The following is a 16,383-nucleotide window of genomic DNA, read 5'->3' on the forward strand; positions in this document are numbered from 1 at the left end:
GGCGAGTGTGAGCGTAGTTGGATCCCATTCTACTCCGGATGCCATCGAGCGGTTCAAGCGGTGAAATGAGACGAAAGTCTCTGGTTTGTCACGAAGATGAGGAATAATCCTTGCTTGTCGAAAAACGCAGCCCTCTACCCGGCGCTGCGTCAGGCGAAACTCCTACCCGGAGCGACGCACATGCAATACGGAGATACACAATGTCTACTTCCCCCGTCACGCTGATGGTCGCGCGTCGCGTCACCCATGGTCGTTATCAGGATCTGATCGCCTGGTTGCGAGAAGGCGAACAACTGGCCACCGATTTCCCCGGTTACCTCGGCTCCGGCGTACTGGCCCCGCCTCCCGGCGACGATGAATTCCAGATCATATTCCGCTTCGTCGACGAACAGACACTGCATGCCTGGGAACACTCGGCATCGCGCACCGCATGGCTGGCGCGTGGCAGCGATCTGTTTGCCCACCCGACGGAACATCGGGTCAGCGGCATTGAAGGCTGGTTCGGTGCTGCCGGTCATCGCCCCCCGCGCTGGAAACAGGCCGTGGCAATCTGGCTGGCGTTCTTCCCGGTGTCGCTGCTGTTCAATTTCGTGCTGGGTCCGCTGCTCGCTGAAATGAGCCTGGTTCCCCGAGTCTTCGTCAGCACGCTGTGCCTGACCCCGTTGATGGTCTACTTCTTCATTCCGCTGTCGACCCGCCTGCTGGCCGGCTGGCTCAACCCGGCGCCTGCACGCCCACTGCCCGCCGCGCCCTCTACGCAAAATCGCTGAAGCCGTCGCTCGCGTCGCTGTTATAGTTTTTGCTCTGACTTCGACGCGAGCCGTACATGACTTTTCCCACAGCTCCCATCCTCATCACCGGCACCGGCCAGCGGGTCGGCCTGCATTGTGCGCAGCGTCTGCTGGACGACGGCCATCGGGTGATCTTCACCTACCGCAGCGAACGACCGGGAGTGAAGGCTTTGCGGGATCTGGGCGCCCTCGGGCTGCACGCGGACTTTTCCAGCGAAGCCTCGATCCTCGCGTTCATCACCGAACTGAAGACCCACACCGACAGCCTGCGCGCCATCGTGCACAACGCCTCGCAGTGGCTGGCGGAAACCGACGACGGCGAAGCCGAAGCGTTCTGCCGCATGTTTAACGTCCACATGCTGGCGCCGTACCTGATCAACCTGCATTGCGCCGAATTGCTGCAACGCTCGAGTCCTGCCGACATCATCCACATCAGCGATGACGTCACCCGCAAGGGCAGCAGCAAACACATCGGCTATTGCGCCAGCAAGGCCGGGCTCGACAGTCTCACGCTGTCCTTCGCGGCGCGCTACGCGCCCTCAATCAAGGTCAACGGCATCGCGCCAGCCCTGCTATTGTTCAATCCCGACGACGACGCAGCGTACCGCGCCAAAGCGCTGGCCAAGTCCGCGCTGGGCATCGAACCCGGCAGCGAAGTGATTTATCAGAGCCTGCGTTATCTGCTCGACAACCCTTACGTCACCGGCACGACCCTGACCGTCAATGGCGGGCGGCACGTCAAGTAATACGCCCCGCGAGGATGCTCCATGACCCGTTCCCTGCCCGAGAGTTACCGCGAGATCCTGATCGGTCTCGGTGAAGACCCTGACCGCGAAGGATTGCTCGACACCCCGGTGCGGGCGGCCAAGGCCATGCAGTACCTGTGTCACGGCTACGAACAGAGCGTCGAGGAAATCGTCAATGGCGCGCTGTTTGCCTCCGACAGCGACGAGATGATCATCGTCGCCGACATCGAGCTCTATTCGTTGTGCGAACATCACCTGCTGCCCTTCATCGGCAAGGCCCATGTGGCTTATATTCCGACGGGCAAGGTGCTGGGGTTGTCGAAGATCGCGCGACTGGTGGACATGTTCGCCCGTCGCCTGCAGATCCAGGAAAACCTCACCCGCCAGATCGCCGAGGCGGTCCGGCAAGTCACCGATGCCGCCGGTGTCGCGGTGGTCATCGAAGCCCGACACATGTGCATGATGATGCGCGGTGTCGAGAAACAGAATTCGACCATGAACACCTCGGTCATGCTCGGCGCCTTCCGCGAGTCGAGCAACACCCGTCAGGAGTTCCTGCAATTGATTGGACGGAGCAAGTAAATGCCTCAACTTCAGCCGGGAATGGCGCGCATCCGGGTCAAGGATCTGCGCCTGCGCACCTTTATCGGGATCAACGAGGACGAAATCCTCAACAAGCAGGATGTGCTGATCAACCTGACCATCCTGTACGCCGCGCAGGAAGCGGTGCGTGACAACGACATCGACCACGCGCTGAACTACCGCACGATCACCAAGGCGATCATCGCCCACGTGGAAGGCAACCGTTTCGCGCTGCTCGAACGCCTGACCCAGGAGCTGCTGGATCTGGTGATGGCCAACGAATCGGTGCTGTACGCCGAAGTCGAAGTCGACAAGCCGCATGCCTTGCGTTTTGCCGAATCGGTGTCGATCACCCTCGCCGCCAGCCGCTGAACGTGTCTGGCGCTCCGGGCGTCAGGCTTTTATCATCCGCGCCACGATTTGACTGCACAGAGCCCATCATGACCGAGCAACAACGCCTCGAACTCGAAGCCGCCGCCTTCCGCCGGCTGGTCGCCCACCTGGACAGCCGCAAGGACGTGCAGAACATCGACCTGATGAACCTCGCCGGGTTCTGCCGCAACTGCCTGTCGAAGTGGTACAAGGCAGCCGCCGACGAGCGCCAGATCGAGGTCAGCCTCGACGATGCCCGTGAAGTGGTTTACGGCATGCCGTACGCCGACTGGAAAGCCCAATATCAGCAAGAAGCCAGCGCCGAACAGCAAGCGGCGTTCGCCAAGGGAAGACCCAATGAGTGATCTGAACACCCTGCGCGCCAGCCTCAAGAGCGGCGAACATGCTTTTGCCGACACCCTGGCCTTCATCGCCGCCGGTTACGACTACCAGCCTCAGGCGTTCAACAACGGCGGCGTGGAAAACGCAGCCGGGCAGAACGAAGGTTCGTGCAAGACCCTGGGTCTGGCGCTGCTGGAAGGCTTGAGCGATGAAGAAGCGCTGCTGGCGTTCGGCGAACACTACCGCTCGGTCGTGGCAACGCCTGAAGGCAGCGATCACGGCAATATCCGTGCGTTGATCCAGCACGGTCTGGCGGGCGTGAAATTCGATGCGCAACCGCTGACCCGCCGCTGATTCCGAGCGAATCGCAGGCATGAAAAAACCGGCCAATTGGCCGATTTTTTTCGTCAGATGGTTCCCACGCTCTGCGAGGGAATGCAGCCGGGGACGCTCCGCGTCCAAATGAGGCATTCCCACGCGGAGCGTGGGAACGATCATGTCGAGTTGTCTGCGATCTTAGAACGAAGCGTTCTGCAGACCGTCCAGGTAACGCTCGGTGTCCAGTGCCGCCATGCAGCCGGCGCCGGCCGAGGTGATGGCCTGACGGTAAACGTGGTCGGCCACGTCGCCGGCAGCGAAAATGCCTTCGACGCTGGTCGCGGTGGCGTTGCCTTCACGGCCACCCTGAACCACGAGGTAGCCGTCCTTCAATTCCAGCTGACCTTCGAACAACGAGGTGTTCGGGGTGTGGCCGATGGCGATGAACACGCCGTCGACCTTGATTTCGTCGGAGCTGCCGTCGTTGTTCTTCAGACGCGCACCCGTCACGCCCATGTTGTCGCCCAGCACTTCGTCCAGGGTCGCGTTCAGTTTCAGCTCGATCTTGCCTTCGGCCACACGGGCGTTGAGCTTGTCGATCAGGATCTTCTCGGCGCGGAAGGTTTCGCGACGGTGGATCAGGGTGACCTTGCTGGCGATGTTGGCCAGGTACAGGGCTTCTTCGACAGCAGTGTTGCCGCCACCGACCACGGCCACCGGCTTGTTGCGATAGAAGAAACCGTCGCAGGTCGCGCAGGCCGAAACGCCCTTGCCCATGAACGCTTCTTCCGACGGCAGGCCCAGGTAACGGGCGCTGGCGCCGGTAGCGATGATCAGCGCGTCGCAGGTGTAGGTGCCGCTGTCGCCGGTCAGGCTGTAGGGCTTGGAAGCGAAGTCCACGGCGTTGATGTGATCGAACACGATCTCGGTTTCAAAACGCTCGGCGTGCTCGCGCATGCGTTCCATCAGCACCGGACCGGTCAAACCGTGGACGTCGCCCGGCCAGTTGTCGACTTCGGTGGTGGTGGTCAATTGACCGCCGGCCTGCATGCCGGTGATCAGCAGCGGCTTGAGGTTGGCACGGGCAGCGTAGACGGCAGCGCTGTAACCGGCAGGGCCGGAACCGAGGATGATCACTCGCGAATGACGGACTTCAGACATGAACCTGCTCCTGTTGACCGGCCAAGACACCTGGCCGGACGCCGGACTGCCGGCGGGAATAAAAAAGGACTGTGGATAACCTTGGGGAAGGCGTGAGCTCGACAGTCCTGTAAAAAGTTGGGTGCAGCGTATCGAGGGGGGCAAGATTAAGGAAATACGGTTTAACAATCCAGCTCATAGGTGGTCTCTATGCCGACACACTGACGAGATGGACGTCTTTGTTACAGTGAATGTCGATCCCGCTGCCGCGCTTTCACAGGTCCTGCAAAGTCGGTAAGGTCGGCGCGTTTTCCCTTGCTCGGAGCACCTTATGCCCGCCCCTGTTCTGTCCGGCCCGCAATACCTGCGCGAAGGCCTCAAACTGGTCTTGAGTCCCGGCCTGCGCCTGTTCGTGCTGCTGCCGCTGGCCATCAACCTGGTGCTGTTCGTCGGATTGATCTATCTGGCCGGTCACCAGTTCAGCCTGTGGGTCGACACGCTGATGCCGTCGCTGCCTGAATGGCTGAGTTTCCTCAGTTACATCCTGTGGCCGCTGTTCGTGGTGCTGGTGGCGTTGATGGTGTTCTTCACCTTTACGATGCTGGCCAACGTGATCGCCGCGCCGTTCAACGGCTTCCTCGCGGAAAAGGTTGAAGTGGTGGTGCGCGGCACCGACGACTTCCCGGCCTTCAGCTGGGGCGAACTGATCGCCATGATCCCGCGCACCCTGGCACGGGAAATGCGCAAACTCGGTTATTTCCTGCCCCGCGCGATCGGCCTGTTCATCCTGTCGTTCATCCCGGTGGTGAACATCGTCGCCGCGCCGTTGTGGCTGCTGTTCGGGGTGTGGATGATGGCGATCCAGTACATCGACTACCCGGCGGATAACCACAAGCTGGGCTGGAACGAAATGCTCGCCTGGCTGCGCCAGAAGCGCTGGCAGAGCATGAGCTTCGGCGGGATCGTTTATCTGGTGTTGCTGATTCCGCTGGTCAACATCCTGATGATGCCGGCCGCCGTGGCTGGCGCGACGCTGTTCTGGGTGCGTGAGCGCGGGGCCGAGAATCTGGTGATGCAACGCTGAGACCGCGTCACAAATCCATCATCGGAACGTCACAACCACGACATGGCCTCAGCCGACACTGAGGCCATGACGACAGCTCTACATATCACCCTCATCAGCGAAACCTTCCCACCGGAAATCAACGGCGTGGCCAATACCCTTGGCCGCTTGTGCGACGGTTTGCGCGCACGCGGGCATCGGGTGGAACTGGTGCGACCGCGTCAGACTGACGATCCGCAGCGCAGTGAAGACGACGCCCTGCTGCTGTGCCGGGGCTGGCCGTTGCCGGGATATCCGGGGCTGCAATGGGGCCAGTCGTCGATGCACAAACTGTTGCGACGCTGGACGCGTCATCGCCCCGACGTGCTCTATATCGCCACCGAAGGCCCGCTCGGGCTGTCGGCGTTACGCGCGGCACGGCGCCTGGGGATTGCCGTGGTCAGTGGTTTTCATACCAACTTTCAGCAATACACCCACCAGTACGGGCTGGGCTTGCTGACGCGCTTGCTCACCCACTATCTGCGCTGGTTTCACAATCGTTCGGCCATGACCCTGGTGCCGAGCGTCAGCCAGCGCCTGGAGCTGGAGCGTCGGCACTTCGAGCGCCTGGCGCTGCTGTCCCGGGGTGTCGACAGTCAGTTGTTCCACCCGGCCAAACGCCTGAATGCCTTGCGTGAGCAATGGGGTCTTGGCGAGCGGGACATTGCTGTCATTCACGTAGGACGCCTGGCGCCGGAGAAAAATCTCGGCTTGCTCAAGCGCAGTTTCGAAAAGCTCGCCGGCACTTATCCACAGCGCAACCTGAAGCTGATCGTGGTCGGCGACGGACCGCAACGAATGGCACTGGAAAACGAACTACCCGAGGCGATTTTCTGCGGCTCGCAACGGGGCGAAGCGCTGGCGGCGCACTATGCGTCGGGGGATGTGTTTCTGTTTCCGAGCCTGACCGAGACCTTTGGCAACGTCGTGCTGGAAGCGCTGGCCTCAGGCCTTGGGGTGGTGTCTTACGATCAGGCCGCGGCGGCCCAGCATATTCGCCATGGCTACAACGGCGTGCTGGCAATGCCCGGAGATGAAGAGGCGTTCTGCGAGGCAGCCGCATGGCTGCTGGAAGAAGACGAAAGGTTGCGCTGCGTACGCCTGAACGCACGCCAGCACGCCAGCCGCCAGGGTTGGGCGGCCATCGTCGAACAGTTTGAAAACCATTTGCTGGGGGCTTGCCGCGACCTGCACGACAAGCCTCCCACATCGATCAAACCAGCGTCATCAACGCCTCACGGCTGAACGGCAGAATGTCCTGCTCGCGGCCTTCGCGCACTTTCTGCGCCCAGTCCGGATCGACCAGCAGCGCACGCCCTACTGCCACCAGATCGAACTCGTCGTTGTTCAGACGCTCCAGCAGTTTCTCCAGACTGGCCGGTTGCGCGACCTTGTCGGTGTTGACCATGAACTGCAGGAACTCGCCATCGAGGCCGACGCTGCCGACGGTGATGGTTGGTTTGCCGGTCAGCTTGCGTGTCCAGCCGGCCAGGTTCAGGTCGGAGCCGTCAAACTCAGGCTCCCAGAAACGGCGCGTCGAGCAGTGGAAAATATCCACCCCGGCGTCGGACAACGGCTTGAGGAACTCACCCAGTGCCTCAGAGGTTTGCACCAGACGCGCGGTGTAGTCCTGCTGTTTCCACTGCGAGAAACGGAAGATGATCGGGAAGCCTTCGCCCACCGCCGCACGCACAGCCTGAATCAGCTCGATGGCGAAACGCGAACGGTTGGCCAGGCTGCCACCGTATTCGTCCGTGCGCTGGTTGCTGCCTTCCCAGAAGAACTGGTCGATCAGGTAACCGTGGGCGCCGTGGATTTCCACGCCGTCCATGCCGATGCTTTGGGCATCTTTCGCCGCTTGGGCGAAGGCTGCGATCACGTCCTGAATGTCCTGTCTGGTCATGCCGTGCACCACGACCTGACCGTCCTTGAGTTTTTCCGACGGGCCATAACCCGGCACGCTCGCGTCCGGCTCGGTGCCCAGACGGCGCACATTGCCGACGTGCCAGAGTTGCGGAACGATCTTGCCGCCTTCGGCGTGTACTGCATCCACGACTTTCTTCCAGCCGGCCAAGGCTGCTTCACCGTAGAAGTGCGGCACGTTCGGGTAACCGTTGGATGCCTGGTGGCCGACGGTGGTGCCTTCGGTAATGATCAGGCCGACACCGGCTGCCGCGCGACGACGGTAGTATTCGATCACTTTGGAATTGGGCACGCCGCCCGGAGAGAACGAACGGGTCATCGGCGCCATGACCACGCGGGTCGGCAGTTCGAGGGCACCGAGCTGGAACGGTTTGAACAGGGCTTGCACGGGCATGGGAAGCTCCACGAAAAATTGATCGACGGGCACGCAATTCATATGACGGCGATAATATGCGGAGTTTCAAACGCCCGATAGCACTATTGATCTGAATGATTAAGGGTCAAAAGGCAGGCAAAAAAAATCGCAGCTCAATGGCTGCGATTTTCGTGTTTCAACTCAGGGCTTTTTCAATCGCCGTAATCACCGAAGGATCATCCGGCGCCGTGCGCGGCGAGAAGCGGGCCAGTACCCGACCGTCCTTGCCGAGCAGGAATTTCTCGAAATTCCAGGTGATGTCACCGGGAAACTCCGCGCCCTCGCCCGCCAGCAGGCGGTACAGCTGATGACGGTCGTGACCGTTGACTTCGAGCTTTTTCGACAACGGAAAACTCACGCCATAGTTGAGGCTGCAGAATTCCTGGATCTCCTGCTCACTGCCCGGTTCCTGACCGGCAAACTGGTTGCACGGCAGGCCCAGCACACTGAAGCCTTTGCCTTTGTATTGCTGATAAAGGTTTTCCAGCGCCGCGTACTGTGGGGTCAAGCCGCATTTGGAGGCGACGTTGACCACCAGCACGACTTGGCCCTTGAAGGGTGCCAGCGGTAGCTCCTGACCATCCAGGGCTGTCAACTTAAGGTCGTGAAAAGCACTCATGACGAACTCCAGATTCCCGTGTTCTACTCGAAACAGCCACTTGGCGAGGGCACCAAGGACAGCCGCGGACTAAAAAGGCGCCCTCGGGCGCCTCTCCAGTTCTCTGAGCTTAGCGCAGAAAATCAGTGGTGATGGCCACCTTCGCCATGGACGTGACCATGAGCGATTTCTTCCTGGCTGGCGTCACGGATGGCAACGACCTTCACTTTGAAGTTCAGGCGCTGACCGGCCAGTGGGTGGTTGCCGTCGACGGTAACGTCGTCGCCGTCCAGATCACGGATGGTGACGATCTGCATCTGGCCGTCCGGCGCCGAAGCGTGGAACTGCATGCCGACTTCCAGCTCGTCAACGCCTTCGAACATGCTGCGGCTCAGGGTGCTGACCAGTTCAGCGGCGTATTCGCCGTAGGCATCTTCCGGCTCGACGGACACTTCCAGCTCGTTGCCGACTTCTTTACCTTCCAGGGCTTTTTCCAGGCCCGGGATGATGTTGCCTGCGCCATGCAGGTAGACCAGCGGAGCGCCGCCGGCGGAGCTGTCGATGACCTCACCAGCGTCGTTGGTCAGGGTATAGTCGATGGAGACAGCCTTATTGGCGGCGATCAGCATGGGGCGAGACCTTTTGCATAAGAATGAAGAACGGACAAGTCTAAACAAGGATTTGCCCGAAAGCGAACAGAACCCGGACAGACGGGATCGATTGGCGCCCGTGACCGTCACCGGATTCCATCAGGACGAGGACGGCCACTGGGTCGCCGAGCTGTCCTGCGGCCATACCCAGCACCTGCGCCACCTCCCGCCCTGGCAGTCCCGGGCGTGGGTTCTGGACGCCACGCAACGCATTGAAAAAATAGGCCAACCCTTTGCTTGCGGTTGGTGCGCTCAAGCCTCGGTTAGCGATAACCTTGGCGACTGAATCTCGGCAGATCGGCACACAGAGACGATCGCCATTGCCATGCACCCTTAGAGAATCCGCATGCAAACTTTTTTTATCGCGCCCACCGACTTTGGTGTGGGTCTGACCTCCATCAGCCTCGGGCTGGTGCGTACGCTGGAACGGGCCGGGCTGAAAGTCGGCTTCTTCAAACCGATCGCCCAGCCGCATCCGGGCGACACCGGCCCTGAGCGCTCCACCGAACTGGTGGCCCGCACCCACGGCCTGAAACCGCCACAGCCACTGGGTCTGGCCCATGTCGAGCGGATGCTCGGCGACGGTCAGCTCGACGAGCTGCTCGAAGAAATCATCACCCTCTACCAGCAGGCAGCCATCGGCAAAGACGTGCTGGTCGTCGAAGGCATGGTGCCGACCCGCAGCGCCAGCTACGCCGCGCGGGTCAACCTGCACCTGGCCAAGAGCCTGGATGCCGAGGTGATACTGGTCTCGGCCCCGGAAAACGAAGTGCTGACCGAACTTTCCGGCCGCGTCGAGTTGCAGGCGCAACTGTTCGGCGGGCCGAAGGACCCGAAAGTCCTCGGCGTGATCCTCAACAAGGTCAAGACCGACGAGAGCATGGACGCCTTCGCTGCGCGCCTGAAAGAGCATTCGCCCTTGCTGCGCACCGGTGATTTCCGTCTGCTCGGCTGCATTCCGTTCCAGCCGGAACTCAACGCCCCGCGCACCCGCGATGTGGCCGACCTGATGGGCGCCCAGGTGCTCAACGCCGGCGACTACGAAACCCGGCGCATGACCAAGACCATCATTTGCGCGCGCACCATGCGCAACACCGTGGATCTGCTCAAGCCCGGCGTGCTGGTGGTGACTCCCGGCGATCGCGACGACATCATCCTCGCCGTCAGCCTCGCCGCGATCAACGGCGTGCCGCTGGCCGGTCTGCTGCTGACCAGCGACACCCTGCCCGATCCGCGCATCATGGACCTGTGCCGTGGCGCGTTGCAGGCTGGCTTGCCGGTGCTGTCGGTGAGCACCGGCTCGTACGACACCGCGAATCTGCTCAACGGCCTGAACAAGGAAATTCCCGTCGATGACCGTGAACGCGCGGAGATCATCACCGACTTCGTCGCCAGTCACCTGGACGCCAACTGGCTGCACCAGCGCTGCGGTACACCGCGGGAAATGCGCCTGTCGCCGGCGGTGTTCCGCTATCAATTGATTCAACGCGCGCAGGCTGCCAACAAGCGCATTGTCCTGCCCGAAGGCAGCGAGCCGCTCACCGTGCAAGCGGCTGCGATCTGCCAGGAACGCGGGATTGCCCGTTGCGTGTTGCTGGCCAAACCGGCGGATGTCGAAGCCGTCGCCCGGGCTCAGGGCATCGTCCTGCCGCCGGGGCTGGAAATCCTCGATCCGGATCTGATCCGCGAGCGCTACGTCGAACCCATGGTCGCCCTGCGCAAGAGCAAGAGCCTCAACGCGCCGATGGCCGAACAGCAACTGGAAGACACCGTAGTGATCGGCACCATGATGCTGGCGCTGGATGAAGTCGACGGCCTGGTTTCGGGCATCATCAACACCACCGCCAACACCATCCGCCCGGCCTTGCAGCTGATTAAAACGGCGCCGGGCTGCACGCTGGTGTCGTCGGTGTTCTTCATGCTGTTTCCCGAAGAAGTGCTGGTCTACGGCGACTGCGTGATGAACCCGCACCCGAGCGCCAGCGAACTGGCCGAAATCGCCCTGCAAAGCGCCGACTCGGCCGCCGCGTTCGGCATCACGCCACGGGTGGCGATGATCAGTTACTCCAGCGGCGAATCCGCCACCGGCGAAGAAGTCGAGAAGGTTCGCGAAGCCACCCTGCTCGCCCACGAACAACAGCACTCGCTGCTGATCGACGGCCCGTTGCAGTACGACGCCGCCGCCAACGAAAACGTGGCCCGGCAACTGGCGCCGAACAGCCAGGTGGCCGGTCGCGCCACGGTGTTCGTGTTCCCTGACCTGAACACCGGCAACACCACCCACAAGGCCGTGCAACGCAGTGCCGACTGCGTCAGCCTCGGCCCGATGCTGCAAGGCCTGCGCAAACCGGTGAACGATCTGCCGCGCGGCGCGCAGGTCGACGACATCGTCTACACCATTGCCCTGACTGCGATTCAGGCTGCCAACCGACCTCTGGATATCTGACCCGATGCTGGCTTTTCTCCCTGCCACCCTGCGCGGCGTAATCGCCGCGCTGCTGCTGGCGCTGAACACGATCCTGCTTTGCTCGTTCCTGTTTCTCGTGGCACTGATCAAAGTGCTGCCGTTCGACCTCGCACGCCGCGCATCGCGCTGGCTGATGAGCCACACTCACGAAGCCTGGATCAGTAACAACAAAGGCTGGATGAACCTGGTGCACCGCACCCGCTGGCACCTCAGCGGCCTGCAAGGTCTGGACTATCAACACTCGTACCTGATCACCAGCAATCACCAGAGCTGGGTCGACATCCTGGTGCTGCAATACGTGCTCAACCGACGCATCCAGCCGCTGAAGTTTTTCCTTAAACAGGAGCTGATCTGGGTCCCGGTGATCGGTCTGGCGTGGTGGACGCTGGGCTTTCCGTTCATGAAGCGCTACTCCAAGGCGTATCTGGAAAAACACCCGGAGAAGAAAGGCAAGGACCTGGAAACCACGCGCAAGACCTGCGCGAAATTCCGCGACAACCCGGTAGGCATCTTCAACTTCGTCGAGGGCACGCGCTTCACCGAAGGCAAACATGCACAGCAGCAATCGCCGTTCAAATACTTGCTCAAACCAAAAGCCGGCGGCATTGCGTTTGTACTGGATGCGATGGGCGAACAGCTGGAATCGATCGTCAACGTGACGATTCATTATCCAGCGGGGCGTCCAGGGTTCTGGGATTTGCTCTGCGGCAATGTGCGCGATGTGGTGGTGCATTTTGAGGAAATCAAAATCCCGCCGGCCTTCATCGGCAAGAACTACGACCAGGACGGCGAGTATCGATTGCAGTTTCAGGGCTGGATCAATCAGCTGTGGCTGGACAAGGATGCGTTGCTGGAGCAGATGCACCGCGAATATCCACCCAAACACTGACCCCTGTGGGAGCGAGCAGGCTCGCTCCCACAGTTGATCGTTTGATCGTTCCCACGCTCCGCGTGGGAACGATCACCCGGCACAAAAAAAGCCCGCCGATGATTGCTCATCGACGGGCTTTTTCTTGCCGCTTGAAACTGGAAGCTTGTCGCTGCTTCAGTGCTTAAATCGCGCCGCGCTGCCGCAACAGCTCCAGCACTTGCTTGACGCTTTCTTCCAGACTCAGCGACTGCGTGTCGATCACCAGGTCGGCGTTGAGCGGCACGTCGTACGGAAAGGATTCGCCCGGGATGTTGTCGCCACCAGCGGCGTACAGCCCTTGCGGATCACGTTCGGCGCACACTGTCGGCGAGGCCTGCACGTAGACCGTCAGCAAGCGATCCTTGCCGATCAGTTCCTTGGCCTTCTCGCGACCTTCCGCACTCGGCGCCACAAAGGCCGCCAGCGTCAGCAGACCGGCTTCGTTGAACTGACGGGCAACATGCGCCGCACGGCTCCAGTTCTCGGTGCGACCCGCGCGATCCTGCGGCAGCCCCTTGTTGAGGTCATGACGCAAGTTCTGGCCATCCAGCACAAACACCGCACGCCCCATGTCGAACAGCTTGCGCTCGACGGCGTACGCCAAGGTGCTCTTGCCAGCGCCCGACAGGCCGCTGAACAGCACGGTAGCCGGTTGCTGACCGAAACGCTGAGCGCGCTCTTCGGTCGCTACATGGGCCATTTTGCCGTGGTGCGTGGCCGTACCGTGGGTCACTGGCTGAGCGACGATCATGCCGGCGCCGACGGTGCCGTTGGTCAAACGGTCGATAACGATGAACGCGCCGGTGGTGCGGTTGCTGTCGTAACCGTCGAGGGCGATCGGCGCGTCGAGCGCGATCTTCACCTTGCCGATTTCGTTGAGCTGCAACGCGCTCGCCGGGCCCTCTTCGAGGGTGTTGACGTCGACCTTGTTGACGATGCTGGCGATGGAGCCCGGCACGTAACTGGTAGCACGCTTGATGTCGTATTTCTTGCCCGGCAGCATCGGCTCTTCAGCCATCCACACCAGCATCGCTTCGAAGCTGTCGGTCACTGGCGGGACGTTGTCGGCGTGCACCAGCAGGTCGCCACGGGAAATGTCGATCTCGTCTTCCATGGTCAGCGTTACCGCTTGGCCAGGACCTGCGTGTTCCAGTTCACCTTCGAAGGTGACGATGGATTTCACGCGGCTGCTCTTGCCCGACGGCAGGACCACGACTTCGTCGCCCTTCTTGACGATGCCGCTGGCCAGGGTGCCGGCGAAACCACGGAAGTTCAGGTTCGGACGGTTGACGTACTGCACCGGGAAACGCAGATCGGTGAAGTTGCGGTCGCCCGCCACTTCCACGGTCTCAAGGATTTCCATCAGCGACTGGCCGGTGTACCAAGGCGAGCGCTCGGACTTGTTCACCACGTTGTCGCCCTTCAGGGCGGACATCGGCACGAAGTGCATGCTCGTAGGCTTCATCTTCAAGCCTTCGGCGAACTTCAGGTAGTCGGCCTTGATCGACTCGAACACGCCCTGATCGAAGCCCTTGAGGTCCATCTTGTTGATGGCGACAACGATGTGCTTGATGCCCAGCAGTGAGGCGATAAAGCTGTGGCGACGGGTCTGGGTCTGCACGCCGTAACGGGCGTCGACCAGGATGATCGCCAGGTCACAGGTGGACGCACCGGTGGCCATGTTGCGGGTGTACTGCTCATGGCCGGGGGTGTCGGCGATGATGAATTTGCGCTTGGCGGTGGAGAAATAGCGGTACGCGACATCGATGGTGATGCCCTGCTCGCGCTCGGCCTGCAGGCCATCGACCAGCAATGCCAGGTCGATGTCGTCACCGGTGGTGCCGACTTTCTTCGAATCGCGGGTGATGGCTTCCAGGTGATCTTCGTAGATCATTTTCGAGTCGTGCAGCAGGCGCCCGATCAGGGTGCTCTTGCCGTCATCGACGTTACCGCAGGTCAAAAAGCGCAGCAGCTCTTTACGTTCGTGCTGGCCCAGGTAGGCGAGGATGTCCTCGCTGATCAAATCAGATGCGTGCGACATGACAGCCCCTTAGAAATAGCCTTGACGTTTCTTGTCTTCCATCGAGCCTGCGCCATCGTGGTCGATGACCCGGCCCTGGCGCTCGGAAGTTCGCGTCAGGAGCATTTCCTGAATGATGTCCGTCAGGCTTTCGGCCTCGGACTCCACCGCGCCCGTCAACGGGTAGCAGCCAAGGGTACGGAAACGCACTTTCTTTTTGACGATGCGCGCCTTGTCCTCGTCGGACAGGTGCTCGAGGATGCGCTCGTCGTCGATCATGATCAGCGTGCCGTTCTTCTCGATCACTTCACGTTCGGCCGCGAAGTACAGCGGTACGATCGGGATGCCTTCGAGGTAGATGTACTGCCAGATGTCCAGCTCGGTCCAGTTCGACAGCGGGAACACACGAATGGATTCGCCCTTGTTGACCTTGCCGTTGTAGACGTTCCACAGCTCGGGACGCTGGTTCTTCGGGTCCCAGCGGTGCTTGCTGTCACGGAACGAGTAGACGCGCTCCTTGGCGCGGGACTTCTCTTCATCGCGACGGGCACCGCCGAAGGCTGCGTCGAAACCATGCTTGTCGAGCGCCTGCTTCAGGCCCTCGGTCTTCATGATGTCGGTGTGCTTGGCGCTGCCGTGGGTGAACGGGTTGATGCCCTGCGCAACGCCATCCGGGTTGACGTGGGTGATCAGATCCAGGCCCAGCTCTTCGACCATCTTGTCGCGGAACTTGTACATCTCCTGGAATTTCCAGCGGGTGTCGACGTGCATCACCGGAAACGGCAGTTTGCCCGGGAAGAACGCCTTGCGTGCCAGATGCAGCATCACGGCGGAGTCTTTACCGATGGAGTACAGCATCACCGGGTTGTCGAACTCGGCGGCCACCTCGCGGATGATGTGGATGCTTTCCGCCTCCAGCTGTTTCAGATGCGTCAGTTTGTCGACCATGGCTACTCACGAAAGCTTTCTTATGAACGGCCAGCGGGCCGTGTTCGAGCGTCGAATCCTAGCACAGCGACCTCTTCTAATCAGGACGCCAACTAGATCGAAAGGGCATATGAATATGCCCGCCCGTTCGGGTGATGAAAGCCAATGTGGGAGCGAGCTTGCTCGCGAAAGCGGTCTGCCATTCAACAATGATGGCGACTGATACTGTCTCTTCGCGAGCAAGCTCGCTCCCACAGGATTTGGGTGAAGTCAGATCGGATTCGGACAGTCGATGAAAATGTGCTCGAGGGCAAAACGCTTCGCCAGATAGTCGCCCAGCGCCTGCACGCCGTAGCGTTCGGTGGCGTGGTGGCCGGCGGCGATGAAGCTGATGTCGTTTTCCCGGGCGCTGTGGAATGTCTGCTCGGAGGCTTCGCCGCTGAGGAACAGATCGACGCCGGCGGCGATGGCATTGTCTATGTAGCCCTGACCGCCCCCGGTGCACCAGCCGACCCGACGAATCATCGCACTGCCCTCGACCAGCAGCGGCTCGCGGCCCATGACTTCCTGCACTTTGCGGGCGAAGTCGCGCGGAGTCATGGGCTCGTTCAGCGAACCGACCAGACCGACGACCTTCAGGTTGTCCGGATCCAGCGGCCCCTCGACGGTGATGTCCAGCTGACGCGCAAGCTGCACGTTGTTGCCGACGTCCGGGTGCAGATCCAGCGGCAGGTGATAACCGAGCAGGCTGATATCGTGCTTGAGCAGCGTCTTCAGACGGCGCTGTTTCATGCCGGTGATGCACGGGTTCTCGCCCTTCCAGAAATAACCGTGATGCACCAGCACCAGATCGGCTTCGGCCTCGACGGCAGCATCGAGCAGCGCCTGACTGGCGGTGACGCCGCTGACGATGCGCATCACCTGCGGACGGCCTTCGACCTGCAGGCCGTTGGGGCAATAATCGGCAATTTTCGCACTGCCGAGGTAACGGTCGGCTTCTTCGACCAGGGTACTGAGGGCAACGGCCATGAAAGACTCCTGAAAATCCCGTTCAGAGGCGCGCGCGGCCTCGTATAATGC

18 protein-coding genes are annotated in these 16,383 nt (G+C 61.2%); 11 read left to right on the top strand and 7 right to left on the bottom strand.

Annotated elements, in window-relative coordinates; all coding sequences use genetic code 11:
* Positions 1–200 precede the first annotated feature (200 nt).
* The 6 genes from MKZ87_RS25135 to MKZ87_RS25160 all read left to right on the top strand — a co-directional run bounded on the left by MKZ87_RS25135 (position 201) and on the right by MKZ87_RS25160 (position 3,187).
* Positions 201–770: an antibiotic biosynthesis monooxygenase gene (locus tag MKZ87_RS25135; RefSeq protein ID WP_085698488.1), complete on the top strand. Its 570-nt coding sequence runs from the start codon at positions 201–203 to the stop codon at positions 768–770.
* A gap of 56 nt (positions 771–826) precedes the next feature.
* Positions 827–1,537 carry a dihydromonapterin reductase gene (folM, locus tag MKZ87_RS25140; RefSeq protein ID WP_085702489.1) on the top strand — a complete coding sequence of 237 codons (711 nt, stop codon included), beginning with the start codon at positions 827–829 and terminating at the stop codon, positions 1,535–1,537.
* Between the two features lie 21 nt (positions 1,538–1,558).
* A complete protein-coding gene (folE, locus tag MKZ87_RS25145) occupies positions 1,559–2,119 on the top strand; it encodes a GTP cyclohydrolase I FolE (protein ID WP_085702488.1) in 561 nt (186 codons plus the stop codon).
* Positions 2,120–2,491, top strand: a complete 372-nt coding sequence (gene folX, locus MKZ87_RS25150; protein WP_007957207.1) for a dihydroneopterin triphosphate 2'-epimerase — start codon at positions 2,120–2,122, stop codon at positions 2,489–2,491.
* 68 nt (positions 2,492–2,559) lie between these two features.
* Positions 2,560–2,856, top strand: a complete 297-nt coding sequence (locus MKZ87_RS25155; protein WP_085702487.1) for a DUF1244 domain-containing protein — start codon at positions 2,560–2,562, stop codon at positions 2,854–2,856.
* Positions 2,849–3,187 (top strand): HopJ type III effector protein, encoded by a 339-nt coding sequence (locus MKZ87_RS25160; RefSeq protein WP_085702486.1) that lies wholly within the window; start codon positions 2,849–2,851, stop codon positions 3,185–3,187. The genes MKZ87_RS25155 and MKZ87_RS25160 overlap by 8 nt, the downstream gene beginning before the upstream one ends.
* 162 nt (positions 3,188–3,349) lie before the next feature.
* Here the strand turns inward: MKZ87_RS25160 and trxB are convergent, their stop codons facing one another.
* Positions 3,350–4,312, bottom strand: a complete 963-nt coding sequence (gene trxB, locus MKZ87_RS25165; protein WP_085698483.1) for a thioredoxin-disulfide reductase — start codon at positions 4,310–4,312, stop codon at positions 3,350–3,352.
* A gap of 310 nt (positions 4,313–4,622) precedes the next feature.
* On the opposite strand from trxB, the gene cysZ reads away from it, so the two are divergent.
* Positions 4,623–5,375 (top strand): sulfate transporter CysZ, encoded by a 753-nt coding sequence (gene cysZ / locus MKZ87_RS25170; RefSeq protein ID WP_085698482.1) that lies wholly within the window; start codon positions 4,623–4,625, stop codon positions 5,373–5,375.
* Between the two features lie 42 nt (positions 5,376–5,417).
* A complete protein-coding gene (locus tag MKZ87_RS25175; protein ID WP_266202113.1) occupies positions 5,418–6,638 on the top strand; it encodes a glycosyltransferase family 4 protein in 1,221 nt (406 codons plus the stop codon).
* Here the strand turns inward: MKZ87_RS25175 and MKZ87_RS25180 are convergent.
* The 3 genes from MKZ87_RS25180 to MKZ87_RS25190 all read right to left on the bottom strand — a co-directional run bounded on the left by MKZ87_RS25180 (position 6,607) and on the right by MKZ87_RS25190 (position 8,958).
* Positions 6,607–7,710, bottom strand: coding sequence for an NADH:flavin oxidoreductase (locus MKZ87_RS25180; protein WP_085698480.1), 1,104 nt, complete (start codon positions 7,708–7,710; stop codon positions 6,607–6,609). The genes MKZ87_RS25175 and MKZ87_RS25180 overlap by 32 nt on opposite strands.
* A gap of 157 nt (positions 7,711–7,867) precedes the next feature.
* On the bottom strand, positions 7,868–8,350 hold the full coding sequence (locus MKZ87_RS25185; RefSeq protein ID WP_007959082.1) for a glutathione peroxidase: 483 nt from the start codon (positions 8,348–8,350) through the stop codon (positions 7,868–7,870).
* A gap of 122 nt (positions 8,351–8,472) precedes the next feature.
* Positions 8,473–8,958 carry an FKBP-type peptidyl-prolyl cis-trans isomerase gene (locus MKZ87_RS25190; protein WP_085698479.1) on the bottom strand — a complete coding sequence of 162 codons (486 nt, stop codon included), beginning with the start codon at positions 8,956–8,958 and terminating at the stop codon, positions 8,473–8,475.
* On the opposite strand from MKZ87_RS25190, the gene MKZ87_RS25195 reads away from it, so the two are divergent.
* From MKZ87_RS25195 to MKZ87_RS25205, 3 genes are read left to right on the top strand one after another with little or no spacing between them, the layout of a single operon-like run.
* Complete coding sequence (locus MKZ87_RS25195; protein ID WP_227234467.1) at positions 8,927–9,265, top strand: DUF3565 domain-containing protein; 339 nt, start codon at positions 8,927–8,929, stop codon at positions 9,263–9,265. The two genes, MKZ87_RS25190 and MKZ87_RS25195, sit on opposite strands and share 32 nt — an antisense overlap.
* 60 nt (positions 9,266–9,325) lie before the next feature.
* Complete coding sequence (pta, locus tag MKZ87_RS25200) at positions 9,326–11,425, top strand: phosphate acetyltransferase (protein ID WP_085698478.1); 2,100 nt, start codon at positions 9,326–9,328, stop codon at positions 11,423–11,425.
* Positions 11,426–11,429: 4 nt separating this feature from the next.
* Complete coding sequence (locus MKZ87_RS25205) at positions 11,430–12,335, top strand: acyltransferase (protein ID WP_227234465.1); 906 nt, start codon at positions 11,430–11,432, stop codon at positions 12,333–12,335.
* Positions 12,336–12,498: 163 nt separating this feature from the next.
* On the opposite strand, the gene cysN is transcribed toward MKZ87_RS25205, so the two are convergent.
* The 3 genes from cysN to MKZ87_RS25220 all read right to left on the bottom strand — a co-directional run bounded on the left by cysN (position 12,499) and on the right by MKZ87_RS25220 (position 16,332).
* Positions 12,499–14,397, bottom strand: a complete 1,899-nt coding sequence (gene cysN, locus MKZ87_RS25210; protein WP_266202114.1) for a sulfate adenylyltransferase subunit CysN — start codon at positions 14,395–14,397, stop codon at positions 12,499–12,501.
* A gap of 9 nt (positions 14,398–14,406) precedes the next feature.
* Positions 14,407–15,324: a sulfate adenylyltransferase subunit CysD gene (gene cysD, locus MKZ87_RS25215; protein ID WP_007953546.1), complete on the bottom strand. Its 918-nt coding sequence runs from the start codon at positions 15,322–15,324 to the stop codon at positions 14,407–14,409.
* A gap of 249 nt (positions 15,325–15,573) precedes the next feature.
* Complete coding sequence (locus tag MKZ87_RS25220) at positions 15,574–16,332, bottom strand: Nif3-like dinuclear metal center hexameric protein (RefSeq protein WP_085702482.1); 759 nt, start codon at positions 16,330–16,332, stop codon at positions 15,574–15,576.
* Positions 16,333–16,383: the final 51 nt, after the last annotated feature.

The sequence above is a fragment of the Pseudomonas sp. MCal1 genome, assembly GCF_026341415.1.
In the GTDB taxonomy this organism is placed as follows: Bacteria; Pseudomonadota; Gammaproteobacteria; order Pseudomonadales; family Pseudomonadaceae; genus Aquipseudomonas.